A 26,481-nucleotide genomic window follows, 5' to 3' on the forward strand; every position below is an offset into this window, starting at 1 on the left:
CCATGGGCACTCCGCTTGGCGGGACCGTCGCGCTGCGGGTGGTGACGGCGTCAACGCGTACCGGAAAATCGGGGTGAGCCCGTGGCGCGCCAGACGGCGAGCGCGTCGACGGTCGCGCCCACCTCGTGGACCCGGACCCCCCACGCGCCGGAAGCGACCGCCAGTAAAGAGGTGGCGAGGGTGGCCGCCTCGCGGCCGTCCACCGGTCGCGGCGTGCCGTCCGGACCGGCGAGCAGACGCCCGAGGTAGGTCTTGCGGCTCGCCGCGAAGAGGACCGGGAAGCCGAGAGCGATCAGCTCGTCGAGGTGCGCCGAGAGCGCCCAGTTGTGCTCGGCCAGTTTCGCGAAGCCCAGACCCGGATCGAGGACGATCCGGTTGGGATCGACCCCGGCGGCGATCGCGTCGTCGGCGCGGGCCCGCAGCTCGTCACGGACCTCGGTCACCACGTCGGAGTAGACCGCGAGCTTCTGCATGTCGCGGGAGTGTCCACGCCAGTGCATGAGGATCCAGGGGCAGCCGGCGGCGGCCGCGACCGAGGCCATCCGCGGGTCGGCGAGCCCGCCGGAGACGTCGTTGATCACGACGGCGCCGGCCTCCAGAGCCGCCTCGGCGACCGCGGCGCGCGTCGTGTCGACGCTGACCGGTACGCCCTCGGCGAACAAGCCCCGGATCACCGGAACCACCCGGGCAATCTCGGTGGGAGCGTCCACACGCTCCGCTCCCGGCCGGGTCGATTCGCCGCCGACGTCGATGACGTGGGCGCCTTCTTCAAATAGGCATACGCCGTGTTGAACCGCGGCGTCGATATCCGTGTATCTCCCACCGTCAGAGAAGGAGTCCGGCGTGACGTTGAGGACGCCCATCACGACCGGGTGATCCCGGCGGAGCAGTTCAGCACCCGTGAGCTGCACGTCCAGCGGTGAAGTCGGCACAGGCAAAGGGTACGGGGCAGCAGGTTTTCGAACAGGTGTACGATGCCACGTGACTGAAATTCACGCACTCCTTCACCTTGGGTAACGAAACGGGCGCTTGTTGCTCGCAAGTACGAGCCGTACTCTTCGGATCTGGGCATCATGAAGTGACCGAAGAGAGCAGACGAGCATGGCAGTGCCCGAACAGCTCACTCGACGTGGTGAGCGCGAGGTAGCACCATATGGGCGTTGCCGTACGGCTTCACAACTGCAGCGTGTCCGTACCCCCCATACCGGACACGGGGAGGTTTACCGATGATCGCCACTGAACTCGCCGTCCTGGCGGCCCCAAGCGGCACCATCAATACCGAAGGCATCGTCACCTTCTTCGCGAGCAACATCGCACCGATCCTGCTCGCGGTGCTCGGCGTGATCTTCATCGGCCGGGCCAGCCGCGGCGAGATCTCCAAGGTCCTCACCAGCTCGGCGATCGCGATCGTGGGCCTGGCGTTCATCGCCGGCGCGGCGACGCTCTTCTTCGTCGGCGAAAACATCATCGACCTGATCTTCAACTGAGATGCGGCTCAGGACCGACGACGACATCTACCGGGCACGCCTGGTCTATCTGGGCCCGCCCGGATACACGCTGCCCATCCACCTGCCCTACGCGCAGTACGGGATGTTCGTCGTGCTGGTGCCGCTCTTCATGTTCCTCCACTACCTGATCACGCTCGACTTCGACCCGTTCCCGGCCTGGGAGATCGCCCTCGCCATGGTCACCACGTCGTACGTGTTCCGGCATGTCGACCCGGACCGCCCGGCCCGCGTCGTCATCCGCACCGCGCTCACCGACTGGCGCCGCACTCGCGAGCCCGCCGTGGAGCAACGCGATCCGAGACTTGTCGCCACTCGCATCCGCGTCCGGGAGGAGTTGGTATGACCAGTTGGATTGTCCCCGAGGTGCCGGCCGGGGATCTGACGGCCTCGACCGCTCGCGCGACAACGGTTGCCGCACGCGCTGCCGGGATCCGCGCATGACCGGAACCTCTCCGCACGGGCAGCCCCGCGCGGATGCCTCGCCCGCAGACAGGCACAGTAACGGTGTGCGATCGGACAATTACTCTCCGCCTGATCCGCTGGACAACTCGGACGAGCTCGTCGCCGCCCCCGGGCACGGCGGCGTCGGTGTCTTCCAGGCGCCGCAGCCGGTTCGCCCGCGTGGCACCGCTGTCGACACCACCATGGACATCGACTCGCCCTTCCTCGACCTGTTCGGCGGAACAGCCACCCCGGCGCGTACCACGAGTACCCGTCCGAGTGATGTTTACGCGAACCCGGTGGACTCCGATCCGGACCGTGGCTTCGGGTTCAACGACCGGGTGACCGCTCCGGATTCTCCGTCGCCGGTTTCCCCGGTCTCGCCTGCTTCGCCGCGTCCGCCGGCCCGGTCCGCGCCGCCGGTGCCGCCGGTTCCGTCCGCGCCGCCGGCGTCCTCCGCGCCGGCGGCTTCCTCCGCTGCGCCGGCTCCGTCGACACCGTCGGCTCGGCCCGCAGCGCCGGCTCGGCCGACAGCATCGGCTCGGCCCGCCGCGCCGGCTTCGGACGCGGTCGTCGAGGAGTCGCCCGGCTGGGGTGGCGCGCCGTTCACCCGGGCGCCGGTCGGGCCGGAACCGGACTTCTACTCCGAGCCCGAGCCGGTCTCGCCGGCGTTCCCGGCCGAGCCCGCGCCGGCCGCCGCGCCGATGCCTGACGAGTTCGACTTCAGCGAGTTCGACGACTGGCCGACCTCCGCGTCCGCCCCCGCCGCCGGGCACTCGCCGACCGGCGTGGCACCCGAGCCGCCGCGTCCCGCGGCCGTCGACCCGGGGCCCGCTCCGGCACTGTGGCAGACCCTTGCCGCTCCGGCTCCGGTGGCGAGCGCTCTACCCGTACCGGTGCCGGAGAAAGCGCCCGCCAAGCGTCCGGAGAAGGCTCCCGCGAAGCGGGAGAAGCCGGCGAAGCCGGTCCGGCAGCGCAAGGAGGGCAAGGCGCCTGCGGTTCGCCCGCAGAAGATGAGGTTCGGCGACCGCGACCCGGCCATGGAGCTGGCGATCAGCGAGATCGCCGGGCACCTGACGTTCACCCAGAGCACCGTGACGGCGTGGTACTCACTGCCCGAGGTGCGCTGGGCCTTCCGGCCCGACGCCGAGCGGGAGGCTCTGCTCAGCGCCATCTCCGAGCAGTACGCGGGCCTCGCCGGATTCCGGCTGCACCTGCGCCGGACCACCCGGCCGTTCCCGGCCGACGAGTGGGCCCGCACTGTCGACTCGTTCACCGCCAAACCGCTGCCCGACGTGCACGGCGCCACGTCGTGGTCGGACCATCTGGTCGCCGCGCAACGGCACCTGCTCTCGGTCAACCACGCCGAGGGACAGACGTTCCTCGGCGTCACGTTCGCCCGGCGCTCGCTCGGCGACACGTTCTCCGAGCGCATCCTGCGGATGTTCGGCAAGGGCACCTCCGACGGCGAGCGCCGCAAGCTGGGCCGGACCGTCGAGCAGTTCGACGAGGTGCTCAACGCGTTCGGCATGCGCGGGCGCCGGGTCACCCCGCAGGAACTGGAATGGCTGCTCTACCGCTCGGTGGCGCTCGCCATGGCGCCGCCCGGGCTGCTCTCCCCGGTCACCAACGGCCACTGGGAGACCGGTGACCTGCTCGCGCTCACCGAGCAGGTCGAGCGCTACCGCACGCCGTACGGGTCGACGGTCAAGCTGGTCAACCGGATGACCGGCGAGGAACGGCACGTCGCCGTCCTCTCCGTCGGCCGGATGGAGCCGCTGGAGATCCCGGAGAAGCACGAGCCGTGGATGCACTTCCACGAGCGCCTGCCCTGGCCGATGGAACTCTCCTCGCGGATCGACATCCTCGGCTCCAACAGCTCGTTCAAGAACCTCGAGCACCGGCTCCGCATGATCCGGTCGCAGCAGCTCGACTACGCCGAGCACGGCATCGACGCGCCACCGGAACTCGAACGCCTCGCCAAGCGGGCCCTGGTCATCGGCGACGAGATGACCACCGGGCTGCCCGTCGAGTCGGCCCGTGCGCACGGCTGGCACCGGATCGCGGTCGGCGGCGCCACCCGCGAGGAGTGCCTCGAACGCGCCCGGCGGCTCATCCAGCTCTACTCCCGGGAACTGCGGATCTCGCTGCAGCACCCGAAGAACCAGGACCAGCTCGCCCGCGAGTTCATCCCCGGCGAGCCGATCGCCAACACCGGGTACGTGCGGCGGATGCCGGTCAAGCTGCTCGCGGCGGCGCTGCCCCAGGCCGCGTCCACGGTCGGCGACCGGCGCGGGGACCTGATCGGGCGTACCGCGGGGACCTGCCGCCGTCCGGTCTTCCTGGACCTGCACTTCCCGATGGAGGTCCGGGAACGCTCCGGCCTCGGCGTCTTCGTGGCCGAGCCGGGCGGTGGCAAGTCGACCCTGATGGGCGCGCTCGGCTACCTGAACGCCCGCCGCGGCGTCCAGGTCACGCTGCTCGACCCGTCCGGGCCGCTCGCCCGGCTCTGCCAGATGCCGGAGCTGCGGCCGTACAGCCGGGTGCTGAACCTGACCGGCTCCGAACAGGGGACGCTCGCGCCGTACGCGCTGATCCCCACACCGATCCGTTCCGAGTTCGCGACCGGCCCGGCCGGCGACCGGGAATTCGAGATTGCGATCTCCAACGCTCGCGCCGAGCGCCGCATGCTCGTCCAGGACATCTGCTCGATGCTGGTGCCGCCGCAGGTAGCCAAGGAGGCGTCCACCGCGACGCTGCTCCGGCACGCCGTCCGGCAGGTCCCCGCCGAGGAGACGTCGACGCTGGACGACGTCGTCCGTACCCTCCAAGGTCTTGACGACGACGAGGGCAAGGAACTCGCCAACCTGCTCCTCGACACCGCCGAGATGCCGCTCGCGCTGCTCTTCTTCGGCCACCCGCCGCCGCACCTGCTCGGTGCCGACGCGGCACTCACCGTCATCACCATGGCCGGCCTCCGGCTCCCCGACCTCAAGATCGAGCGGGAATACTGGTCGGCGGAGGAATCGCTGGCCCTGCCGATGCTGCACACCGCACACCGGCTCGCGGTCCGTCGCTGCTACGGCGGCTCCATGTCGTCCCGCAAAATGGTCGGCCTCGACGAGGCACACTTCATGGAAGGCTGGCGCTCCGGCCGCTCCTTCCTGGTCCGCCTCGCCCGCGACTCCCGCAAATGGAACCTGGCCGCACTCGTCGCCTCCCAGAACCCGCGCGACATCCTCGGCCTGGACGTGCAGAACCTCGTCTCCACCGTCTTCGTCGGCCGCATCGCCGAGGACCAGGAAATCGCCTCCGAAGCGCTCCGGCTCCTGCGGGTGCCGGTCCATGACGGGTACGAGGCGACGCTCGCCTCCCTCTCCCAGGTGGACAGCTCATCCCAGCACCGCCTGGGCTTCCGCGAATTCGTGATGCGCGACGTGGACGGGCGGGTCCAGAAGGTCCGAGTCGACGTCTCGTATGTCGACGGCCTGCTCGACCATCTGGATACGACGCCGGGCGTGGCACCTCCTACGGTGATTCCTCTTCCGTCCGAGCTGGAGGATTGAGATGGTGCGGCGGGGGTTGGCGCTGGTAACGGCGATGATTGTCGTCGCGGTCGCTTCGATCGCTTGGGCGGTGGCAGCCCCGGAGGGAGCTTTTGCGGCGCCGGCCAAGGCGCCTGGGGGGCTCTGCAGCGTCGAGGAGTGGCAGCAGAATCTTTCGGGGTGTGTGGGACGGCTCGCCAAAGTGACAGGCACCCGAGCCGAATGTCTGACTCCGCCAACACCCAGCACCCCAGATTCCGGCTTGGCCGGATGGTTCGCAGAGCGCCCAAGTTCGTCCACTACTGGCAGTTACCCTGGACTCTACAGCGACTACGGCTATGCCGGTTATAGCTATTCGACCTACGATCTCGAAGGCGGCTGCGCAGCCTCGGTCACCGAAGCCGATACAAAAGTCGAAAACACAATCGCCAACGGCGAGCTAATGATTGCCACCGCGATCATTGGAGCATCGAACGCCCTACGAGAACGCGCATGGGAACCAGAGACCTTGTGGGGCTGGGCGAATCCTCTTGTCGACCAGGCGACCACAGCCGTTTATCAGAAAGTATTCAGCGTATTCGGTGTTGTGACGCTAGCCGTCGTTGGCATCTATCTACTGTGGCGCTCCAGGCAAGCCGATATGGGCGCCGCCACCACAACGGCTGGCTGGGCGATCTTGATCATGGTCGTCGTAACTGCCATTGCAGCTTGGCCAGTCCGCTCGGCTAACATCGCTGACCAGACATTGATTACGAGCCTCGGGGTAGTTCACGACGCAGTAGGACCACAGCCGGACAAACCCATCACCGGGTGCGCTCTAGGGCCGGAAGCTTGCACCGACAATCGGCCACCTGCGGTGCGCGCCAGCGACACAGCGACCGAGAGCATGCTGTATCGCAACTGGCTCCGCGGATTACTGGGATCGGCAGATAGCGAGACTGCACAGAAGTACGGAGAGGCGCTCTACGACGCCCGCTCACTAAGCTGGGACGAAGTCGAGAAGATTCGAAGCAACCCCGAGACTCGCGATGGCACCCTGGAACGCAAAAAAGACCAATGGATGAGGGTCGCCGAGCAGATCAAGAATGAAGATCCGGAAGCCTATAGCTACCTGCAGGGAATTAACGGAATGGAGCGCATCGGGGCCGGCTTTATTGCAGTGCTTGCGGCATTCCTGTTCGCAATGTTCGATATTACCGCCTCGATCCTCGTGCTTCTAGGGTTCTTGATTTTCAGATGGGCAGTAATCGTCGCCCCAATCCTTGGCACGATTGGCCTACTACGCCCGGCAAGCTCAGGGATTCGTCGCCTTGGCAATGCAGTCGTGGCCGCTATTTTCAATATCGCCATCTTCGGAACCGGCGCGGCTATTTATCTTTTCGCCGTTGACCTGATCATGAGCACCACGAGTCTTGCTGGATGGCTACAGGTCGTTTTGGTTTGGCTATGTGGAGTCGTCGGCTGGCTCCTTCTTCGCCCATACCGGCGCATCACTCAGCTTGGCGGGAAGGACAGCGCGGCCGCGATTGCGTCCGCTGGCTCGTGGCACCGCCGGTTCTTCCGTGACATGCGTGAGGCGGCCAAGCTCGAAGTTGCTGAAGGTGGGGGGACGCGCGAGCCGACATTCGGCAAGGACGGCCGTCCGATATACGTGGAACAGCGGAACCTGCGCCCTGAAGCTCGGTTGGAAGACCCAGCGCACTCGAGTGCCACTCGATCCGAGATCGTGAGCAGCGGCATTTCCACGGACGTCGCCACTCGTCCGGACGGTAAGGAAACCGTCCACGACGGAGCGCCCGTTCCGGCGTCCAAACGGCAGCAATCCGCTCCTGCCCGTTCGCGCGGGGCCGCAGAGTGGACCGAGCCCGAGGTTGCGGAGAAGCCCGCGTCGTACGCCATCTACCGACCGGAGACCGGAGCGACAAGTCAGGAGCCGGCCAGCCCGCGGATTCGTTCCGAGGCTCGGTGAGTGGTGTGGCAGGGCTGTTCGAACGCACGCTCACCGGGATCTTCCGGTCGCGGTGGGGTGTCGCAATCGTTCTGGTCACGATCGTGTTCGCGGTGGTGGGCATCGGCCGCCTCTTCTCTGACGGGGATGACGTCTCGCCACAGCTCGGTGCCGGAAGTCCCGCACCGGCGATCAGCATCGACCCGTCCGAGGATGACAGCGTCGTGTCGTCCGAGCCTCCGCCGACGCCGAAGACCAGTCCAGGGCAGGCCAAACCGGAGGCGGTCGCCTATGCCTTCGCCTCTGCATGGGTTGACCACCAGTCGGTGAGCGCGGAGAAATGGCGGGATCGTCTTCTACCGAACTCCACCTCCAATCTCTCTGATCAACTCCGTGGGGTGGATCCTGCCGGGGTGCCGGCCGAGCGAGTGATCGGCCGTCCCGAACTCGTAGCGGTCAACGACACCATGGTGAACGCGATCGTCACGATGGACTCCGGGAAGCTGAGCCTGCGGCTCATTGCTCCAGAAGGGCTCTGGCTGGTCGACGGCATCGACTGGGAGTCGGCGTGAGCGTTCCGCGACCACGCAGGATAGTCGTGCTTATCTCCCTGGTCGTGACGCTCGTGCTGCTTTGTTGCGGTGGAAGCGTGACAGCCCTGCTGCTCGGCAGCCTCAGCAATGATGAACAGAGCAGCCTCAACGCGGCACTTGGATGCGGTAAGGGCGGCGCGATCGACCCGGACTCGAAGTTGCCGAGGGTCAGACCCTATGGCGCAACTCAGATTCGTAACGCGGCCGTCATCATCAATGTCGGTGAGCAGCTGCAGATGCCCCCGCGTGCGTGGGTGATCGCCGTAGCTACTGCGATGCAGGAATCCCGGCTGGTCAACCTCGGGCACCTGGGTGCCCGCAACGACCATGACTCGCAGGGTCTGTTCCAGCAGCGGCCGAGTTCCGGGTGGGGGACGCCGGCACAGGTTCGGGACCCGGTCTACGCGAGCACCAAGTTCTACAACAAGCTGAAGACTGTCAACGGCTGGGAAACCATGCCGTTGACCCGGGCCGCACAATCCGTCCAGATCAGCGCTTACCCAGATGCGTACGCCAAACATGAACCGATCGCCACTCAGATCGTCAACATGCTCGCCGACGGGGCGGCCAGCGCGGCTGGGAACTCGGTCACGATGGTCTGCGCCGCCTCGGGTCAAATCGCAGCATCTGGTTGGACTGTTCCGCTGCGGGCTGGTGTCGGCTCAGGCTTCCGTAGTCCTGAACGCCCCAACCACCAAGGCGTCGACCTCAGCGTCGACAAGTACACACCGATCGCGTCGGTAGCAAGCGGCGTGGTCTCGTTAGTCAAATGCGACGAGGATTTCCGGGGCCGTAAGAGCTGCAATGTTGACGGCTATCCGGGCAAGGGCGGCTGCGGGTGGATGGTCGAGATCATCCATGCGGGAAACGTCATGACGCGTTACTGTCACCTGGTGCAACGGCCGTTCGTCAAAGAGAATCAGCAGGTTGCAGCCGGTGACATCATCGGACGAGTCGGCTCCAGCGGTAACTCCTCGGGCCCGCACCTGCACTTCGAGGTGCATCTGAACAACGACCGATCGAGCGCCGGCGCGGTCGACCCTGTTCGGTTCATGCGGCAACAGGGTGCGGCGCTGGGCGGTGAAGGATGAACGACGGATTCCCGGATCCTTTCGCTGCGAACTCAGGATGGGCCTTGGACGCTCCTCGTCCGGTGATCCCGACTCCAGCAACAATGGGCGGGCAACTCCGCGGCCGTCGCGTGGTGATCGGATCTCCCGGTCTGGGTTGGCGGGGCGACCTGCGTGCCGACGAGAAGGTCGTCCAGGGCAGCCGGACGTATGTTCCCGTCATGGCCGAATCCGAGTGGTATCGCGCCGAAGCAGAGCAAACTGAAGTGTTCGCCGCGCTGGTACCGGTTGATCGGGTGTGGGTCGAGGAGTTGGGCGTAGCCGGGACGACCTCATCCAACAGACCGGCGGAAGCACAACTGGTCACACTTGATGAGCCGCCGCGGCGGCCGCCGGTCGTAGCCACCGAGGCCGATTTCCTGGCCGGGCGCCGTGTCACTCGCTTGCTGGAAGACGGTGGTGAGCAGCGTGATCTCCGTGCGGTCACCGAGCTCTACACGAGCGAGGATGGCGAAATCTGCGCACGTATAACGGAAGAACTCGACTGGTACCGCTGGGGCTGGGACGGCCGCACACCAAGAACGTTAGAGGTACCAGCGCACCTACTCTGGATCGAATGATCACTAATATATTCTTGTAGCGCCGCAGACACGCCAGCCATTCTGCTCTACTACATCAAATCGCCACGAACTGCTGTCACGCCCGGCCTGCTTCGCAATAGTCCGAGTTAGGTCAGCTTCGACGGTGCCCTTGTCTCCAACGATCTTTACGTCAAGACTTGACCAAGTTGTCGAAATTCCAACCGAGTGCTCAATTTCACGATTTTGAGTATCCTCGCGGAAGCTTTGCAGCATATCAAAGTTGCCTGATCCGCAGCGATACAAAGCCGCTTCTTCGTCGTCCCTATTCACAAGGTAAGCACCCAGAAAGCTGTCCACCACAGCGTCGGGAGCCGTCCGCTCGATTTCGGTGGCGTCGTCGTATAGGACGAAGAAGATGCCTGCTCCGCCTAAGCACAACAACCCCATAACACCGGCGGTCAACGCTAGCAACAGCCGAACGCGACGGCTTCGCAGCCGGCCGCTCTTCAGCCCGCTTCCGCCCGGCATGGTGCCGCTCGGCACGCCTCCGCTTGACTCGCTTCCGGCTGGGCGGCTTGCGCCGTCTGACGTCACCACGGCTTTGACCTCCAAGGGCTCCGACACGCCCGCTCCCACACCACGAACCCTAATCCACCTCGAGAACATGGAAGTCCACACCGAACCCCCAATGCCGCTGGATCTCCACGATCGCCGCCTTGACCATCTCGAGGTCCTCGGAGGACACCACTGACTCGTCATCCCAGGTAGGCGCCGCCGGCAGGTAGAACCCGTAACTGAACAACCCCCGGTCGACCGGCACATGCATGACACGCCCCCGGTACTCGACGCGCATCGTCTCCCGGTCGACCGTCCGCAACAGCACCCCGCTGTCTGTCCGCGCGGCCTGGCTGCGGATCTCGTGGACTGCCAATCGTCACACCCCCGAAGGGTCGATGGTCGTGAGCCGCGTCGTCGCCGGGTTCTCGAACAGGGCCCGCCGTTCGACAGCGTTCCAGATGCCGTCGGCGCGCGGGTTGTGTGTCCAGGCGGTCACCTCGCCGACCGCGGTGGACGCATACCGTTCGGAGAGCCGGCCCCAGATGTCCCGGGCCTGCGTCTGCCGTACGGGTGATCCGTCCTCGAAGAGCCGCAGATCGTCGAAGGTCGCACCGCCCGGCGTCTTCTCCAGTGTCACCGACGTCACCCCATCCGTGTACTTCTCGGCGAATACCCGCATCGGCGTGCCGTCACCGGCGCGTCCGGAGTAGAAGGTCGCGCCGTTGACGGGGCTGCGCACGTCGACCTGCTCGACCTCACGCATGAGCCGATGGAATTCGGAGTTCTGCCCGAAATGACGGCCGAGGAGGCCGGCCTGGCGGACCAGAGCGCCGGAGGAGACCGGCAGCAGGTCCGCCGCACGGGTGAACATCTGCGCGATTTCGCCTTCGACGACCTGCAGCGACCGGTGGATGAGCTGCCGGCAGGCGAGCCGGGTGGCGGCCACGAAGACCGGTATTTCGGCGAGCGTGGCCCCGGCCGTCACGAACGACGTCGCCACGGCCTGGCCGACCTGGAACGCGAGCAGGGTGAGCTGGGCGATGTACGCGGTCTTCAGCGCGACCGTGACGCCGGCCATGGCGATGAGCCCGGCGCCGATCAGTTCGACAGCGGTGGCCGCGTCGGTGAGCCGCCGGCCGGGACCCTCGGGGCCGTTCCACCACTGCTCGAACGCCTCGACCGAGGCGCCCTCGTTCTCCATCCAGACCCGGCGGGCGGCGGCGTCGGCTTCGGTGAGGTGCCGCCGGAGCCGGGTGCCGTGCTCGATCCAGGCGAGGCCGTCGGCGTACAGCCGGTCCTCGTCGACCTGCGGCCAGCTGAGCCCGACCCAGCCGAGGGGCTCGGTCAGTTCCGCGGGCAGCTCGATGGTCACGGAAGGCCCCCGGGAGAAGCCGAGCCGGGGAAGGGCGAACCAGAGGAAGACAGATCGGACGCTGCGGCGAGATCAGCCATGGCCACCGCCCTGGCCTGCACGGTCAGGCTGACCGCCGCGTCACCCATCTGCTGCACATACGACCCGAGGGCCCCCAGCGCATGCCCGAGAATCGCCTGGTAGGCCAGCGCGAACGCACTTCCGCTCTCGTCCTCGCCCCACGGGTTGGCGGCCCCGGCCACTGTCGCATCAAGCTCTGCCACATCGGCGGCCATCCGCTGGGCGATCCCCGCCAGAGTGCTGCCGGTCGCGGCCACCGCGTCCGGATCCAACCGCATTTGTACGCTCATCTCACCGCACCGCCCTCCGGGTGATGTCGTAGAGCGCCGTGGAGATCTCGGCGAACCGCCGTTCGGCCGCCTCGGAGGCATCCGCCACCTGCTGGGCGAACGCCTCGCCGGTGGCCGGGGCCAGGCACTCCTGCGCGTCGAGGAACGCCTCCACCAGGCCGGATCGCAGGTCCTGGGCCGTCATGGCGGTCACCCGCGGATCCAGGATCAGGTCCCAGAGCCGTCCGTCGCTGGCGAGCTCGACCCGGATCCAGCCGCCGGCTGCCTCGCCCGAAACGATGTAGTTGGTGTCCACTGCGGCCTCCACAAACCAGCTGATCCTGTGCAGGCGAATACCACCGGAACACGCTTCGAGTTCAACCCGGCACGGAACGCGCCTACGGCGGGGCACGAAATCGGGATCGGGGACGCAACGCGGCGGCCGACGGCCTCTGGGATAGGTTTTATCCGCGGACAGGAGGTGGTGGCAGTGGCTGATTCGACTCTGCGGGTCCGGCAGGCCGCCGCCTTGCACCGGCAGGCGGTGGCGACAGTGGACGCGGCCGCCGCGGCGCTGGAGGCGTACGCTCCGGCCGCGGCCGACCCCCGCGACCAGTACGGGATAGCCGAGCGCCTGCGGGCCGCAGCGGCGCACCTGGCGCCCGGCTGGCGGGGCGTGACCCTGGACCCGATGACTCCCCTCGGCCCGCTGGGTGGCGACCCGAGCGGCGGGCCGGCACAACCGCAGTTCGTCCGGGTGGGTGTCGCTCAGCCGCTGGACGACGTCCGGTTCCCGGCGGTGGTGCCCCTGCTCGGCGCCGGCCACCTGACGATCGACGCCACCGCGACGGACCCGCGGGTGTTCGGCCTGCTGCGCGCGCTGCTGGTGCGGCTGTTCGCGTCGGCGCAGGCCGGTTCGCTGCTGGTCCGCGCGGTCGACGGGGTGGGCGGCGGCGCGGTCTTCGCCCCGTTCGAGGAGCTCGCCGACGCCGGCCTGATGTCGCCGCCGGCGACCGACCGCCAGGGACTGCGCGATGTGCTGTCGGAGGCGGAGAAATGGCTGCGCCCGGCCCGGGCCGGCAACACCCGCCGGGCCCGGCGGGACCGGACGCTGCTCGTCGTGATCGCCGGCCTTCCGGAGATGACCGAGGGCGAGGAGCTGCGCCGGATCGCCGCGCTGGCCCAGCAGGGCCCGGATTCCGGGCTGCACCTGATCGTGGCCGGCTGGCCGCCGGCGCCGCTGACCACCGAGACCACGCAGGCGCCGTTGCCACGGACCACGGCGATCTCGGTGCGCAACCCGTTCGCGATCATCGGCGACCCGCCGGGCGGCACGTTCGGGTCGGTGCCGGAGGCGCTGTGGCTGAACGCGCCGGTCTTCCTGGACGAGGATCCGCCTCCGCGCCTGATCGACGCGGTCTGCCAGGAGCTGGCGGCGGATTCCGCTGCGGCGTCCCGGGTGACGCTCTCCGACCTGCTGCCGGACTCGGCCGAGGATCTGTGGAGTGGTGACGCGGCGTCCGGGGTGGAGACCGTGGTGGGCCATCACGGCGACGTGCCGCTGGTGCTGCGTTTCAACGACCTCACTCCGCACTGGATGGTGGGTGGCCGGTCCGGCGCCGGCAAGACCGCGTTCCTGATCAACGTGCTGTACGGCCTGGGTGCCCGCTACCGCCCCGACGAGCTGGCGTTCTACCTGCTCGACTTCAAGGAGGGCGTCTCGTTCTCCGAGTTCGTGCCGACCCGGCGGGACCGCACCTGGCTGCCGCACGCGCGGGCGGTCGGCGTCGAGTCCGACCGGGAGTACGGCCTGGCCGTGCTCCGCGAGCTGGATGCCGAGATGGGCCGCCGCTCCCTGGCGTACAAGCGGGCCGGGGTGTCGCGCTTCGCGGATCTGCGGGCGGTCGCGGCCGAGGAGGGGCGGAGCCGTCCGCTGCCCCGGATCCTGTGTGTGATCGACGAGTTCCAGGTGCTGCTGGCCGGCAACGACCCGACGGCCGCCGAGGCGGTGGCCCTGCTGGAGTCGCTGGCTCGCAAGGGCCGGTCGTACGGGATTCACCTGGTCCTGGCGAGTCAGACCGTCCTCGGGGTCGAGGCGCTCTACGCGAAACGTGACTCGATCTTCGGCCAGTTCCCGGTGCGGATCGCGTTGCCGGGCGGTGGTGACGTGCTGGAGCCGACGAACGACTCGGCCGCAGGTCTGCCGCTGGGCAGCGCGGTGGTGAACACGGCCGGCGGCCTGGGCGGCCCGCGGGGTGCGACCCGGGGACACGAACGGGTGGTCCGGTTCCCCGATCCGCACGCCGATCAGAAACTGCTGAGCGACCTGCGGCACCGGCTGTGGGCCGCCCGCGACCCGGAGTCGCCGCAGCCGCTGGTCTTCGCCGGCTACGCGCACCAGCACCTCGCCGACGACCCGACGTACCGTGCAACGCTCGCCGGCCGGTCGTCCCGGCCCGCGGCGCTGCTCGGCCGGGTGATCGACGTGAACCTGTCGACCGCCACGTTCCCGCTGGACTCCTCGCCCGGCCGGCATCTGGCGATCCTCGGCTCGAACGCCGTCGGCGCCGAGGTGCTGGACGCGGCAGCGCGCAGCGTGGCGGCCTGCCACGCGCCCCGCACCACCCGGTTCGTGATCGCCTCGCTGGTGGCCGAGGGCGACGCCATGGCCTCCGCGCTGGCTGCCGAGATCGCCCACCGGCAGGACGTGGCGGTGGTCGACGCCGCCGGTCTCGCCGCCGAGCTGGACGCCGGGCGTCCCGGCTATCGGGTGGTGTTCGGGATGGACGCGGCGCCGCCGGGCAGCCTGAGCGGGCTGCGGCAGCTGCTGCGGGAGGGCCCGAGCCGGGGCGCGCACCTGCTCTCCTGGTGGCGCGGCGTGCGCCGGTTCGGCGAGGAGACCGGCGGCAGCATGGGCCGGGAGGACGTGGCCGGCCTGCTCTTCCTGAACGTGCCGCAGACCGACGTGACGCTGATGCTGGGCCGCGCGGTGGACTGGCACCCCCGCCCGAACCGGGTGCTGCTGCACGACCGGCACACCGACCGCACCGTGACAGTGGTCCCGTTCGTCGCCCCGGAAGCGGAGGAGCCGTGACCGAGCAGGCCGAACAGCGCGGGACGGTGCCGCCGCAGGCCGCGCCGCCGCAGGCCGCGCCGCCTGACCCGTGGGCGGACTACCTGGCCGCTGCCCGGGAGCTCGACGCGGTGCGCCGGGCGGCGAGCTCGATGGCGGGCGAGCATGCCGAGACGATCGCTGCCGCACGGCAGGAGCTTTCTTCGGTACGGGCACGGCTGACACCGCAGCGGGCACGACTGGCGCGCGACTTCGCCGTACCCGAATGGGAATTGACGCCGCAGGCGGAGGATCAGGCCGTGGCGATGGCGAAGGTGGCCGGCGGGCCGGCCGCCGTGCTCGCCGCGTTGCACGAAGCGCGCGCCACCGCGGACGCCGCGGATCACGCGTTCATCGGGCCGGCGCCACTCGGCCCGCATCGGCCCTACGGACGCAACCTGTTGATCTACGGGCCGTTCGCGTTCGTGGTGCTGCTGGTGCAGGTGATCCTGTTCCTGCTGGTCGGCTCGCCGCCGGACTACGCGCTGGCGTGCGGGCTGAGCATGCCGCTGCTGGCGTTCGGGCTGGGCTGGGCGACGATCGGTTTCGTCTACGACGACGAGGGTGTGAAAGCGGACCGGACCGCGGTGCTCGGCGTGATCGTCTGCCTGGTTCCGGTGCTGCTCACCTGCGCCGGGCGGGGCCTTCAAGCGCTGTTCGGCTGAGAGCGGACCAGATCGGGCCGCCCGGGACCGGGTGCACGAGACAGGGTGCGAGACAGGGGAGGAACCATGGCAAGCGTCGAAGAGGTCAAGGTCAACGTCGCCGCGTCGGTGGACGGTGCCCAGCGTGCCATCGCCGGCATCCAGCAGGTGTCGGACCAGCTCGATCAGGCGCTGCTGCTGCTGCGGATGACGGCGGTGGGCTCGTTCCACCCGGCGGCTGCCACCGCGATCGCGAATCTGGAGCAGGCCCGCACCCGCCTGGACGAGGCGACCGCGCTGACCGTGTCGGCGATGGACTCGGCCAACACGTTCCGCGGCCTCATCTGAATCAGCGGGCGTTTATCAGGGCCATCGCTTCGGCCCGGACCTTGCCGTCGGTCTGGAAGGCGCCTCGCACCGCTGAGGTGACAGTGCGGGCGCCGACCTTGCGGATTCCGCGCATCTCCATGCAGAGGTGCTCGCACTCGAGAACCACTATGGCGCCGCGAGCGGCGAGTTTCTCCATCAGCAGGTCGGCGATCTGCGAGGTGAGCCGCTCCTGGACCTGCGGGCGGCGGGCGTAGACCTCGACGAGCCGGGCCAGTTTCGACAGGCCGGTGATCCGCCCGTCGGTGCCCGGGATGTATCCGATGTGCGCCACGCCCTTGAACGGGAGCAGGTGGTGCTCGCACATGCTCTGCACCTCGATGTCACGGACCAGCACGAGTTCCTCGTGGTCCGCCTCGAACGTGGTGGTGAGCACGGTCGCCGGGTCGACCCGGAGGCCGGCGAAGAGTTCCGCGTAGGCGCGGGCGACCCGGGCGGGCGTGCGCTCGAGACCGTCACGATCCGGGTCCTCACCGATCGCGATGAGGATCTCCCGGATCGCTTTCTCGATCCGCCCGAGGTCGACGGCCTGCTCGACCGGCGTACCGGTGAGCTTGCCGTCGACCAGACGGGCGGCGAGATAGTCGATTTCGTCGTGCAAGGTGATCAGTTGCTGCTTTCTGAACCGTTCGCGTTCGGGTTCGGCCCGACCGCGATCTGACCGTCCGCCTCGGCCTGCGCCTTCAGCTTCTCCCGCTCGGCGGGAGTGAGCACCGGCGGCGCCTCGGACGGCAGCCGCTTGCCGAAGCCGTTGAACGGCGACATCGGCGGCCGCTTCACGACCCGGGCACAGATCCGGTTCATGTCGTCCTGGGTGATGGTCTCTTTCTCCATCAGCTCCAGGACCATGTTGTCGAGGACGTCGCGGTACTCGACCAGGATCTCCCAGGCCTCGTCATGGGCGAGCTCGATGAGGGCCCGCACCTCGGCGTCGATGTCGGCGGCGACCGCGTCGGAGTAGGACTTCTCGTGGCCCATGCTGCGGCCCATGAACGGCTCGTCGCCGCTGCTGCCGTACTTCACGGCGCCCAGCTTGGAGCTCATGCCGTACTGCGTGACCATCGCCTTGGCCAGGCCGGTCGCCTTCTCGATGTCGTTGCCGGCCCCGGTGGTGGGCTCGTGGAAGACGAGCTCCTCGGCGGCGCGGCCACCCAGCGCGTACGCCAGGGTGTCGATCATCTCGGCGCGGGTCTGTGTGTACTTGTCCTCGGTCGGCAGGACCAGGGTGTGCCCGAGCGAGCGGCCACGCGGAAGGATCGTCACCTTGTGCACCGGGGCGGAGTGCGGAAGCGCGTAGGCCACCAGCGCGTGCCCACCCTCGTGGTAAGCGGTGATCTTCTTCTCGTTGTCGCTCATCGCCCGGGTGCGGCGCTCGGGGCCCGCGATGACCCGGTCGATCGCCTCCTCGAGGAACTCGTTGGAGATCGCCCGCTTCTCGTTCCGGGCGGTCAGCAGCGCGGCCTCGTTGATCACGTTGGCCAGGTCGGCGCCGGAGAAGCCGGGCGTCCGGCGGGCCACCGAGTCGAGGTCGACGTCGGGCGTGAACGGCTTGCCCTTGGCGTGCACCCGCAGGATCGCCTTGCGGCCCTCCATGTCCGGGTTGTCCACCGGGATCTGCCTGTCGAAACGGCCCGGGCGCAGCAGCGCCGGGTCGAGGATGTCGGGCCGGTTGGTGGCCGCGATCAGGATGACCCCGCCCTTGGTGTCGAAGCCGTCCATCTCGACGAGCAGCTGGTTGAGCGTCTGCTCGCGCTCGTCGTGACCGCCACCCATGCCGGCGCCGCGGTGCCGGCCGACGGCGTCGATCTCGTCGACGAAGACGATCGCCGGCGCGTTCGACTTGGCCTGCTCGAAGAGGTCGCGGACCCGGCTCGCGCCGACACCGACGAACATCTCGACGAAGTCCGAGCCGGAGATCGAGTAGAACGGCACCCCGGCCTCGCCGGCGACGGCGCGGGCCAGCAGCGTCTTACCGGTACCGGGCGAGCCGAAGAGCAGAACGCCCTTCGGGATCTTCGCGCCGAGCGCCTGGTATTTCGCCGGGTTCTGCAGGAAGTCCTTGATCTCGTGCAGCTCCTGGACCGCCTCGTCGGCGCCCGCCACGTCGGCGAACGTCGTCTTCGGCGTGTCCTTCGTGATCATCTTCGCCTTGGACTTGCCGAAGTTGAGCACGCGCGAGCCGCCACCCTGCATCTGCGACATGAACAGCAGCAGCAGGATCACGAGGATCGCGATCGGCAGCAGGTTGATCAGCAGGCTCAGCAGAATGTTGTCGCCGGAGACCGTGGCGTCGACCGTCCCGGAGACACGCCCGGTGGCCTTGGCCTGCAGGACGTCGTCCCAGATCTGCTCGGTCGCCTCGTACGGGTACTGAGTCTCGATCTTGTCAGTGGACTTGCCGTCGAACCGCTCCTGGGCGTCCAGCTCGATCTGGAGCGTCTGCTCCTTGTCCTTCTGGACGACGTTTTTGATGCCGCCCTGGTTGAGTCGCTCGAGAGCGATGGAAGTATCGACCCGCTGGTAGCTGGGACCACTGGTGAAGAAAGAGCTCAGCGCGACTACGCCGATGATCACCAGAATGATCCAGACCACCGGGCGGCGGAAGAAACGCGTACGTTCCATACTGTTGTCGGGCGCCAAGCGCCCGGACCCTCCTGATCGGCGTCCTGGTCACCTCAACGTCGCCGCCCACCGGCGGCCGCCGGCTTTCCGATACCCCTGTCCGGTGACGGTGAATCGGGACCGGCCCCTCCGGCGTTTGTGACACCACGCCATCGGTCACTCGACCGTACACCGTAGGTACCGATTACGAACCCGTGAGCCCGGAGGGCGAGCCCCCCGTACCCGGCGATAAGTACGGGCGGTTTCGGTGTAAAACCGCCCAGAACGACTCTTACTGTGAACACGCTGGGAAAGCGGTTCAGCTACGGGCGTACACCTCCGGCTTCAGCACCCCGACGTACGGCATCTCGCGGTAACGCTCCGCGAAGTCCAGCCCGTAACCCACCACGAACTCGCTGGGGATGTCGAAGCCCACGTACTTGACCGGGACCTGCACCTTGACCGCGTCCGGCTTGCGGAACAGCGCGACCACCTCGACGCTCGCCGGCGAGCGCGACTCCAGGTACTTCATCAGCCAGGAGAGGGTCAGCCCGGAGTCCACGATGTCCTCGACCACCAGCACGTGGCGATCGGTGATGTCCCGGTCCAGGTCCTTGAGAATGCGCACCACACCCGAGGAGGTGGTGCCCTGCCCGTACGACGAGACGGCCATGAACTCCATCTCGGTCGACGGGCCGTGCCGGCCGAGTGCCCGGGCGAAGTCGGCCATGAACATGACCGCGCCCTTCAGCACGCAGACCAGCAGGATTCCGTCTTTCGCGTCCGCGTGGTCCGCGGAGACCTGCTTGGCCAGCTCATCGATCTTCTCCCGGATCTGCTCCTCCGAGATGATCACGTGGTCGATGTCGGCGTCGTACCAAGAACCATCAGCCATGGGCTAAGACTGCCCCATGGAGGTTACCGATTGTCGAACGGGGCCGGATTCCGATGAGGTGGCCTCACTTGATATGGGCCGGAACCACCCGAACGAGGCGATCCGCACGGCGGGCCACGACGATCCCGTCGGGCAGGAAGACCGGTCCCTGACCGTGCCACTCCGAGATCAACGCGTCCATGGCCACCACGTGCCGGTACGCCAGCGCGCCACCCGGCGCACCCAGCTCCCGCGCCCATCGGTGCAGCACCCGGCTGCGGATCGCGGCCGCCAGCCCGGCCAGCACGGGCACCGACAGCCCCTCCGGGACACGCGCCGCGGCGAGCGCGCCGGCGGCCAGCTCGTCGAGGGCCTCGCTGTCCGCGGCCACCAGTGACGCGGTCCGTGCGAGGTTGCTCACCACGGCCGGGCCGAGCGCGTCCACCAGCACCGGCAGCACCGCGGCGCGGACCCGGGACCGCGCGTACGCCGGGTCGCTGTTGTGCGGGTCCTCCCAGGGGGCCAGGCCGAGCGCCGCACACGCCTTGCGGGTGTCCGCCCGCGCCACGTCGAGCAGCGGCCGCCGGAACACGCCGCGCCGCCCCGGCATCCCGGAGAGCCCGCGCGGGCCGGCGCCGCGGGCCAGCGCCAGCAGCACGGTCTCCGCCTGGTCGTCGCGAGTGTGGCCGAGCAGCACCGCGGCCGCGCCCAGCTCGGTGGCGGCGGCGCTGAGCGCTTCATAACGCGCGGTGCGGGCGGCCGCCTCCGGTCCGCCGGGCAGGCCGGCCACCGAGACGGTCTCGATCCGCACCGGGTCGAAGCCCGCGTCCCGGGCCCACGCGGCCACCGACCGGGCCCGGCGGTCCGAGCCCTCCTGCAAGCCGTGGTCGACCGTGACCAGCCCCACCCGGGAGAACGCGAACCGGGCCGCCGAGGCCAGCGCGAGCGAGTCGGCGCCGCCCGAGCAGGCCACCAGCAGGAGCGCGTCGGACGGCAGGTCGGCCAGGCCGCGGCGCACCGCTGTGCGAACGGCGGCGACCGGGGCCGGGATCCGGGCCATGGTCTAGTGGTGCACCCGGGCGACGTACGCGTCCGGGTCGCCCAGCTCCTCCAGCCGGGGGAGGGTGAGCGGCGACTCGAAGACCCGGTTGAAGCCGGCCATCCCGACCCGCTCGACGACGCCGTGCACGAACTTGCGGCCCTCCGCGTACTGCCGCATCTTGACCTCGATGCCGAGCAGGCGGCGGATCGCCTTCTCCAGCGGGTTGCCGCTCTCCCGGCGCCTGTTGAATTTCGCCCGGATCGAGTCGACCGACGGGATGACCTCCGGGCCGACGCCGTCCATCACGAACTCGGCGTGGCCCTCGAGGAGGGTCATCAGCGCGGTCAGCCGGTCCAGCACGGCGCTCTGCGCCGGCGTCTGCACGATGTCCAGCACCGAGGCCCGGCTCTCCGGGTCACGCACCGCGTCGGAGAGCGTGGCGACACCACGGCGCAGCCGCTCGAGAATGTGCTCGCCGCCCTGCGACGCGTCGACGAACGCCTGCACCTCGCCGAGGAAGTAGCCACGCATCCACGGCACCGCGGTGAACTGAGTGCGGTGCGTCACCTCGTGCAGGCAGACCCAGAGCCGGAAGTCGCGGGAGTCGGCGCCGATCTTCCGTTCCACCTCGACGATGTTCGGCGCGTTCAGCAGCAGCTGGCCGGGCTCGCCGGAGAACACTTCGTACTGCCCGAGGACGCGACCGGAGAGGTACGCCAGGATGGTCCCGGCCTGCACCCCGGTGACCCGGGACCCGATCGCGTCGGCGAGCGGGCCGGGCGGATTGTCCCCGGCGATCCGGCTGACCAGCGGGCCGATCACCCGCTGGAGGCCGGCGATGTTCACCTTCGCCCAGTCCCGCCGGTCCACCACACGCACCGGTGGAACCTCCATCTGCGAGGTCAAGCCGGTGTACGCCGCCACATGCCCCGCCGCTTCCTCGGTGAGTGCCCGCAGCTCGGCAACCACCTGCGTGGCCTCCTCGAGGGAGACCGCAGGGCCGGTCTTGGAGAGCGCGCCCGCGGTGGCGGCGGCCAGATCCCAGTCAACGAACTGCGCCATGCAGCCCACCGTACCCGTGCGGAACCAACCGGCCCTCCGGTGAAACCCCGGGGTCTGTCCTCAGCAGCCGCACGCCACCAGCCGTGCCGCGATCTTGTCGAGCGCCGCGCGGGCGGTCACCGCGTTCGCCCCGCCGACCGCCATGATCGCGAAGGCGAGCACCCGGCCGTCCTTGGTGACCAGCACACCGGCGAGGGTGTTCACCCCGCTCAGCGACCCGGTCTTGGCCCGGACGATGCCCTGCGCGGTCTGGTTCGGGCTGGGCACCACGAACCGGGTACGCAGCGTGCCCGACCAGCCGGCCACCGGCAGCCCGTTGAACATCGCGCTCAGGCTGGCGTTCTTGCCGCTCGCGGCGAGGGCCAGGGTCCGCACGAGCATGGTCGGGCTGATCCCGTTGTTCCGGGAGAGGCCGCTGCCGTCGTACAGATTGGCCTCGTCGGCCGGAAGGCCCAGCTCCCGCAACTTCTCGAGCATGGCCTCGGCGGTGTTCTCGAAGCTCGCCGCCGGCTTGCCGGCGGCGAGCGGCACCTGCCGCGCGACCGTCTCGGCCAGCACGTTGTCGCTCTGCTGCAGCATCCAGTCGACGATCTGCACGAGCGGAGGCGAGTCGACCCTGCCGAGCTCCTTGCCGGGCGTCCAGGCGTTCCCGGCCGCGGCCGACGCGCCGGGCGCCGGGGCGCTCCCCGACTCGGCGAGTTGCGGCGCCTCGGCGACCCGGACCGACGTGGAGGACGCGCCGATCGCCTTCGCGAACAGCTTGCCGGCCGCGTTCGCCGGGTTCACGTACCGCGGGTCGCCGCCGAACTCGTTGTGCACCGGGTCGATCCGGCCACCGTTGGTCATGAACGGCTGGATCCGGGCCACCTGCCCGTCCCCGATGTCGCTCGAACCCCATCCGGTAGCCGTCTCCGGACCCTCGTAGAGCGACAGGTCCACGAACACCCGGGTGGCCGGGGTGCCGCCCAGCGCCTTCTTCACCCGCTCGGCGAGCGTGTCCAGCCGCGCCGCGCCGGGGAACAGCTGATTCCCGTCCACCGACATGGTCGCGTCGCCCGCGCCGATGATCACGACCTCACCCGGGTTCTCCCCGGCCACCACGCGGGTGGTCAGCCGATAGGCCGGCCCCCGGGCGGCCAGCGCGGAGGCCGCGGTCAGCAGTTTGGTGGTCGAGGCCGGCGTGGTCGGCACGTCGGCGTTCTGCGCGTAGAGCACGGTCTCGGTCGCCGGGTCCAGCACCGAGACGTGCACCGAGCTTCCCAGCGCGCTCGCACCCACCAGCGGGTCGAGCGCCGCCTGCACCGCAGCGGTGTCCGGTGTCGCGCCGTCCGCCTCGGCGGCGGCGAGCACCGGCGTGGGCGTGGGCTCCGGCGCGACCGGCGCGGCACTGGGCGAGCCGGCCGATTCGGTGCCGAGCCATCCGTCGACCGGCCCGGGCCGCACCACCAGACCCACTGCCGCCACCAGCGCCAGCAACACCACGACCGAAAGAACAGAAACCAATTTCGTACGGGATTTCCGACCAGCTCCCGCCTCGTCCACGCCAGCGCCGTCGCTGGTCACGGCCGTTGCGCCGCCGCCGGCGACGGGCGCGTCGCCGGCCGCGCGCGCCCCGGCGGAGGAGGCCGACGCCGCGGGCCGCGTCATGTTCAGTGGCACGGAGGCCCGCCCATAGCTACCACTACCCGAGATCGGCTTGACCTCAGGCACGCCCCCCGCCGCCGTGGCCGGGTTGGGGTTCAGCTGAGCGGTGGCCTCTCCCGGCCGGGCAACCCCGGGGAACTGCGCTGTCGCATCCCCCGGCTGCCCCCACGGATCCCCGCCACGCACCTCGGGAATCTGCGCGGTCGCCTCACCCGGACCTGCTCCCTGACCCTGCTGGTTGAAGCTTTGCCCCGAATTGCCGGAATTCGCAGGCGGACCGGACGACCACGGATTGCGCGGCGAGTTCCACGGCCCCACCGGCCCCGGCCCGCTCGGCGGATACTCCCCACCGGCCGACGGCGCGACAGGCGGCGCACCCGGCACAGCGGGCGGTGGACTCGGCACGGCAGGCTGCGAATGCGGCACGGCTGGCTGCGGGTTCGCCGGAGGCATCTGGGCGGCCGGCACCACCGGGCGCGGATTCGGCGCAGGCGTCTGCGCGGCCGGCCTCGCCGGCTGCCCGGGCGCCTCCTGCCCCGCAGCGGGACCGGCAGACGGCGGCCGCGCCCAGTCCACGGGCGGGACGCTGCCACGGCTCGGGATCTGCTGCGTGCCACCGGCCCAGTCGTAACTGGCCGCCGGGTCGGAGATCGGCGAACCCGGCCACGGCACCGTGCCCGGCACGCTCGCCCGCCCCGGACCGCTCACAGGCCCCGGACCGCTCACTGACCCCGGACCGCTCGGACGATCCGCTGCCGGCCACCCCGCACCCGGCGCGGAGCCCTGCTGCCAGGGGAAGGGCTGGCGGTACGCCTCGGGAGACGCCGCCTGCCCAGCGCCCGGCTGTGCGCGGCCCGCCTGCTCCGATGCGGCCTGCTCGGATCCGGGCACGCCGGATCGACCGGCCGCCCTTTTACCCTCTTCGGCACCGGATTGCGAACTCGACACGCCGTCATTGGCCGCGCCGTCATGTGAATCTTGCCTCGTCACACGCCCCTCCTCGCCCGTGGCGTCAGACTTAGGGGAGACTAGCGACATCCGGCACACCGTTGCGCGCGGATCCTGCGGGCCCGGCTTCCACGCCCCGCTTCCCGCCCGGCGGACCGGTCTAATCACGCGGGCAAGCAAAAGGGGAGCGAAAATAATGGATTTCGACGTCTTGGTTGAGATCCCCAAGGGGCAGCGCAACAAGTACGAGGTAGACCACAAGACGGGCCGCATCCGGCTCGACCGGACCCTCTTCACCGCGACTCAGTATCCCGCGGACTACGGCTTCATCGAGGGCACCCTCGGTCAGGACGGTGACCCGCTGGACGCTCTCGTCCTGATCCAGGAGCCGACTTTCCCGGGCTGCCTGGTCCGCGCGCGTGCGATCGGCATGTTCCGGATGAGCGACGAGAAGGGCCGCGACGACAAGGTTCTCTGCGTTCCGTTCGAGGACCCGCGTCAGGAGCACCTGCGGGACATCCACCACCTGGGCGAGTTCGACCGCATGGAGATCCAGCACTTCTTCACGGTCTACAAGGACCTGGAGCCGGGTAAGTCCGTCGAGGGCGCCACCTGGGTCGGCCGCATCGAGGCCGAGAACGAGATCCGGGCGTCCTTCAAGCGCGCTGAGGCCGCCGAGGCCGAGGAGCACGGAGAGCACTGACCGGACGCTCCCGCCGATACCGCTGACGACCGCACCTGCGGGGCGCTACGCCTCGCAGGTGCGGTCGTATGCAGGCGCCTGGGAACAGCGGACGTCCGGGAACAGCAGGCGTCCGGGAACAGCAGGCGTCAGGAGATGCCGGAGAGCGCGGCGTAAAGTCCGGCCACCGCGCAGGCCACCGGGATCACCGCGATAACGGCGAGCCCCTCCAGCAGGTCGGCCGCTCGGCTCAGATAGGGCGAGGGCGGGCGGTACGCGTACCGGGAACCTGCGACGACTGTGACCGACGCGACAAGCAGGACCACCCCGATCAGGGCGGGCAGACGCCGCGCGTCCCAGTCCTCGGTGAGCAGCAGATCGATGCCGAGGGCGGCGAAGCCGCCGAGGCCGGCCACCAGGAGCGGGGCGCGCAGCCGCCCGGTCACGAAGAGGCGGGCGCGGAGCAGCAGCGCGGTCGCGGCGGCCGCGATCAGGATCCGGGCGGAGAGCGTTCCCTCGGCCGCGAGCAGGGCGAATCCGGCGATGGCCGGCACGGCGAGGCCGAGCAGCATGCCGGTCAAGATCTCATCGGTACGGTCGACCGCGGCGAAGACGGCGTCCCGGCCGGGTGGCTCGTCCCGGGCCGGTTCCGGGCGACCGGGCGTCCGGGCCGGCAGCGCAAGCGGCGGCAGCGGCATGCGGCCGAGCCGGACGGCGAGCACCGGCAGCACGCCGAGTCCGCAGACCAGCACCGAGATCAGGGCAGCGGCGGCGGCCGCGACCGTGGAGGCCTCGGCGATCAGGGCGGTCAGCAAGCCGAGCACCCCGGCCGTCACGCCGGCCACCGGAATCCGCGTCCCGGCCGGAATCGCGAGCGCGCCGAGCAGCGCCGCCACCGTGAGGGCCACCGCTCCGGCCGGCACGTCCCAGCCGGCGCCACTCGATCCCGCTCCGCCGGCCGCGGCGAACGGCAGCGCGTAGCCGCCGAGTGCCGCCCCGGTGTACGCGTAGCCGTACCCCCGAACCGCGATCGTCCCGCCGAGCAGGAGCAGCACCGCCGCGGCCAGCCCGGCGGCACCCCGGCCGGGACCGGCAGTGAACAGCGCGAACAGGCCCAGCCCGAGCGGCACCGCGGCGGACGCGAGCGCGGCCGTCCGGGTGGTCTCCGGCGTCCAGATGCCGCCGCGCCGGCGAGCGCCCTCGGCGACCGCCTCCACCACGTCGTCGTATTCGATCTCCGGCCACTCGTCATACGCCGGGACGAGGTGTAGCACCTCGCCGTCCCGTACCCCCTGGGTGAAGAGACCCTGGCCGGTCGCGAGAGCGACGCCGTCGGCGCGCCGGAGCACCCACCCGCCGTGGTTCTCCCCCCGGTCGGCGAGGTCCTCGCCGGCCTGCCGCAGCACGTCGGGCAGCAGCTCGGCGAGCGGCACCTGCTCGGGCAGGGCGACGTCCAGCCGGCGCAGTGGCGCGCTGATCGTCACGCGGGCGAGTCCGGTGCTCATCAGGCACCTCCGGAACGGGAGTTGTCCACAGGCGT

At 69.5% G+C, this 26,481-nt stretch carries 24 protein-coding genes; 11 read left to right on the forward strand and 13 right to left on the reverse strand.

The genetic code is table 11. From position 1 onward, the window contains the following. Nucleotides 1–50: 50 nt before the first annotated feature. On the reverse strand, nucleotides 51–863 hold the full coding sequence (folP, locus tag AB0F72_RS29175; RefSeq protein WP_360437702.1) for a dihydropteroate synthase: 813 nt from the start codon (nucleotides 861–863) through the stop codon (nucleotides 51–53). A 363-nt stretch (nucleotides 864–1,226) separates the two neighbouring features. Here folP and AB0F72_RS29180 point away from each other — a divergent pair, with 363 nt between their 5' ends. From AB0F72_RS29180 to AB0F72_RS29210, 7 genes are all read left to right on the forward strand, one after another. Next, nucleotides 1,227–1,487 (forward strand): hypothetical protein, encoded by a 261-nt coding sequence (locus AB0F72_RS29180; RefSeq protein ID WP_014447892.1) that lies wholly within the window; start codon nucleotides 1,227–1,229, stop codon nucleotides 1,485–1,487. Nucleotide 1,488: 1 nt separating this feature from the next. Next, nucleotides 1,489–1,851, forward strand: a complete 363-nt coding sequence (locus tag AB0F72_RS29185) for a hypothetical protein (RefSeq protein WP_360437464.1) — start codon at nucleotides 1,489–1,491, stop codon at nucleotides 1,849–1,851. Nucleotides 1,852–1,945: 94 nt separating this feature from the next. Then, nucleotides 1,946–5,515 carry an ATP-binding protein gene (locus AB0F72_RS29190; RefSeq protein WP_360437467.1) on the forward strand — a complete coding sequence of 1,190 codons (3,570 nt, stop codon included), beginning with the start codon at nucleotides 1,946–1,948 and terminating at the stop codon, nucleotides 5,513–5,515. Nucleotide 5,516: 1 nt separating this feature from the next. Beyond that, nucleotides 5,517–7,463, forward strand: coding sequence for a DMT family transporter (locus AB0F72_RS29195; protein ID WP_360437470.1), 1,947 nt, complete (start codon nucleotides 5,517–5,519; stop codon nucleotides 7,461–7,463). A gap of 5 nt (nucleotides 7,464–7,468) precedes the next feature. Then, entirely contained in the window at nucleotides 7,469–8,014 is a 546-nt protein-coding gene (locus AB0F72_RS29200; protein ID WP_360437473.1) for a hypothetical protein, read from the forward strand. Beyond that, a complete protein-coding gene (locus tag AB0F72_RS29205; protein WP_360437476.1) occupies nucleotides 8,011–9,126 on the forward strand; it encodes a M23 family metallopeptidase in 1,116 nt (371 codons plus the stop codon). Before AB0F72_RS29200 ends, AB0F72_RS29205 begins: the two co-directional genes overlap by 4 nt. Next, nucleotides 9,123–9,725 (forward strand): hypothetical protein, encoded by a 603-nt coding sequence (locus tag AB0F72_RS29210; RefSeq protein ID WP_360437479.1) that lies wholly within the window; start codon nucleotides 9,123–9,125, stop codon nucleotides 9,723–9,725. The genes AB0F72_RS29205 and AB0F72_RS29210 overlap by 4 nt, the downstream gene beginning before the upstream one ends. 3 nt (nucleotides 9,726–9,728) lie before the next feature. Here the strand turns inward: AB0F72_RS29210 and AB0F72_RS29215 are convergent, their stop codons facing one another. From AB0F72_RS29215 to AB0F72_RS29235, 5 genes are read right to left on the reverse strand one after another with little or no spacing between them, the layout of a single operon-like run. Further along, on the reverse strand, nucleotides 9,729–10,283 hold the full coding sequence (locus AB0F72_RS29215; protein WP_360437481.1) for a hypothetical protein: 555 nt from the start codon (nucleotides 10,281–10,283) through the stop codon (nucleotides 9,729–9,731). Nucleotides 10,284–10,332: 49 nt separating this feature from the next. Next, nucleotides 10,333–10,617, reverse strand: coding sequence for a hypothetical protein (locus tag AB0F72_RS29220; RefSeq protein ID WP_360437484.1), 285 nt, complete (start codon nucleotides 10,615–10,617; stop codon nucleotides 10,333–10,335). Between the two features lie 3 nt (nucleotides 10,618–10,620). Next, nucleotides 10,621–11,616 (reverse strand): hypothetical protein, encoded by a 996-nt coding sequence (locus AB0F72_RS29225; RefSeq protein ID WP_360437487.1) that lies wholly within the window; start codon nucleotides 11,614–11,616, stop codon nucleotides 10,621–10,623. Further along, entirely contained in the window at nucleotides 11,613–11,954 is a 342-nt protein-coding gene (locus tag AB0F72_RS29230) for a hypothetical protein (RefSeq protein WP_360437490.1), read from the reverse strand. The genes AB0F72_RS29225 and AB0F72_RS29230 overlap by 4 nt, the downstream gene beginning before the upstream one ends. Nucleotides 11,955–11,967: 13 nt before the next feature. Further along, nucleotides 11,968–12,261 (reverse strand): hypothetical protein, encoded by a 294-nt coding sequence (locus AB0F72_RS29235; protein ID WP_360437493.1) that lies wholly within the window; start codon nucleotides 12,259–12,261, stop codon nucleotides 11,968–11,970. 165 nt (nucleotides 12,262–12,426) lie between these two features. Between AB0F72_RS29235 and AB0F72_RS29240 the strand changes: the two genes are divergently transcribed. The 3 genes from AB0F72_RS29240 to AB0F72_RS29250 all read left to right on the forward strand — a co-directional run bounded on the left by AB0F72_RS29240 (nucleotide 12,427) and on the right by AB0F72_RS29250 (nucleotide 16,049). Then, on the forward strand, nucleotides 12,427–15,039 hold the full coding sequence (locus AB0F72_RS29240) for an FtsK/SpoIIIE domain-containing protein (protein WP_360437496.1): 2,613 nt from the start codon (nucleotides 12,427–12,429) through the stop codon (nucleotides 15,037–15,039). Next, nucleotides 15,036–15,722 (forward strand): hypothetical protein, encoded by a 687-nt coding sequence (locus AB0F72_RS29245; RefSeq protein WP_360437499.1) that lies wholly within the window; start codon nucleotides 15,036–15,038, stop codon nucleotides 15,720–15,722. Before AB0F72_RS29240 ends, AB0F72_RS29245 begins: the two co-directional genes overlap by 4 nt. Nucleotides 15,723–15,788: 66 nt before the next feature. After that, nucleotides 15,789–16,049, forward strand: coding sequence for a hypothetical protein (locus tag AB0F72_RS29250; RefSeq protein ID WP_360437502.1), 261 nt, complete (start codon nucleotides 15,789–15,791; stop codon nucleotides 16,047–16,049). Nucleotide 16,050: 1 nt separating this feature from the next. Here the strand turns inward: AB0F72_RS29250 and folE are convergent, their stop codons facing one another. The 6 genes from folE to dacB form a co-directional block, all read right to left on the reverse strand. Continuing rightward, complete coding sequence (gene folE, locus AB0F72_RS29255; RefSeq protein ID WP_360437505.1) at nucleotides 16,051–16,689, reverse strand: GTP cyclohydrolase I FolE; 639 nt, start codon at nucleotides 16,687–16,689, stop codon at nucleotides 16,051–16,053. A gap of 5 nt (nucleotides 16,690–16,694) precedes the next feature. Then, nucleotides 16,695–18,710 (reverse strand): ATP-dependent zinc metalloprotease FtsH, encoded by a 2,016-nt coding sequence (gene ftsH / locus AB0F72_RS29260; protein WP_360437508.1) that lies wholly within the window; start codon nucleotides 18,708–18,710, stop codon nucleotides 16,695–16,697. A 298-nt stretch (nucleotides 18,711–19,008) separates the two neighbouring features. Then, nucleotides 19,009–19,584: a hypoxanthine phosphoribosyltransferase gene (hpt, locus tag AB0F72_RS29265; RefSeq protein WP_014447908.1), complete on the reverse strand. Its 576-nt coding sequence runs from the start codon at nucleotides 19,582–19,584 to the stop codon at nucleotides 19,009–19,011. A gap of 64 nt (nucleotides 19,585–19,648) precedes the next feature. Then, on the reverse strand, nucleotides 19,649–20,623 hold the full coding sequence (gene tilS, locus AB0F72_RS29270) for a tRNA lysidine(34) synthetase TilS (protein WP_360437512.1): 975 nt from the start codon (nucleotides 20,621–20,623) through the stop codon (nucleotides 19,649–19,651). A 3-nt stretch (nucleotides 20,624–20,626) separates the two neighbouring features. Next, on the reverse strand, nucleotides 20,627–21,667 hold the full coding sequence (locus tag AB0F72_RS29275; RefSeq protein WP_360437515.1) for a zinc-dependent metalloprotease: 1,041 nt from the start codon (nucleotides 21,665–21,667) through the stop codon (nucleotides 20,627–20,629). 60 nt (nucleotides 21,668–21,727) lie between these two features. Then, nucleotides 21,728–23,230 carry a D-alanyl-D-alanine carboxypeptidase/D-alanyl-D-alanine-endopeptidase gene (gene dacB / locus AB0F72_RS29280; protein ID WP_360437705.1) on the reverse strand — a complete coding sequence of 501 codons (1,503 nt, stop codon included), beginning with the start codon at nucleotides 23,228–23,230 and terminating at the stop codon, nucleotides 21,728–21,730. Nucleotides 23,231–24,455: 1,225 nt separating this feature from the next. Between dacB and AB0F72_RS29285 the strand changes: the two genes are divergently transcribed. Continuing rightward, nucleotides 24,456–24,962 (forward strand): inorganic diphosphatase, encoded by a 507-nt coding sequence (locus tag AB0F72_RS29285; protein WP_360437518.1) that lies wholly within the window; start codon nucleotides 24,456–24,458, stop codon nucleotides 24,960–24,962. Nucleotides 24,963–25,090: 128 nt separating this feature from the next. On the opposite strand, the gene eccD is transcribed toward AB0F72_RS29285, so the two are convergent. Continuing rightward, a complete protein-coding gene (gene eccD / locus AB0F72_RS29290) occupies nucleotides 25,091–26,446 on the reverse strand; it encodes a type VII secretion integral membrane protein EccD (RefSeq protein WP_360437521.1) in 1,356 nt (451 codons plus the stop codon). Nucleotides 26,447–26,481: the final 35 nt, after the last annotated feature.

This window comes from Actinoplanes sp. NPDC023936 (genome assembly GCF_040639325.1).
Lineage (GTDB): Bacteria > Actinomycetota > Actinomycetes > Mycobacteriales > Micromonosporaceae > Actinoplanes.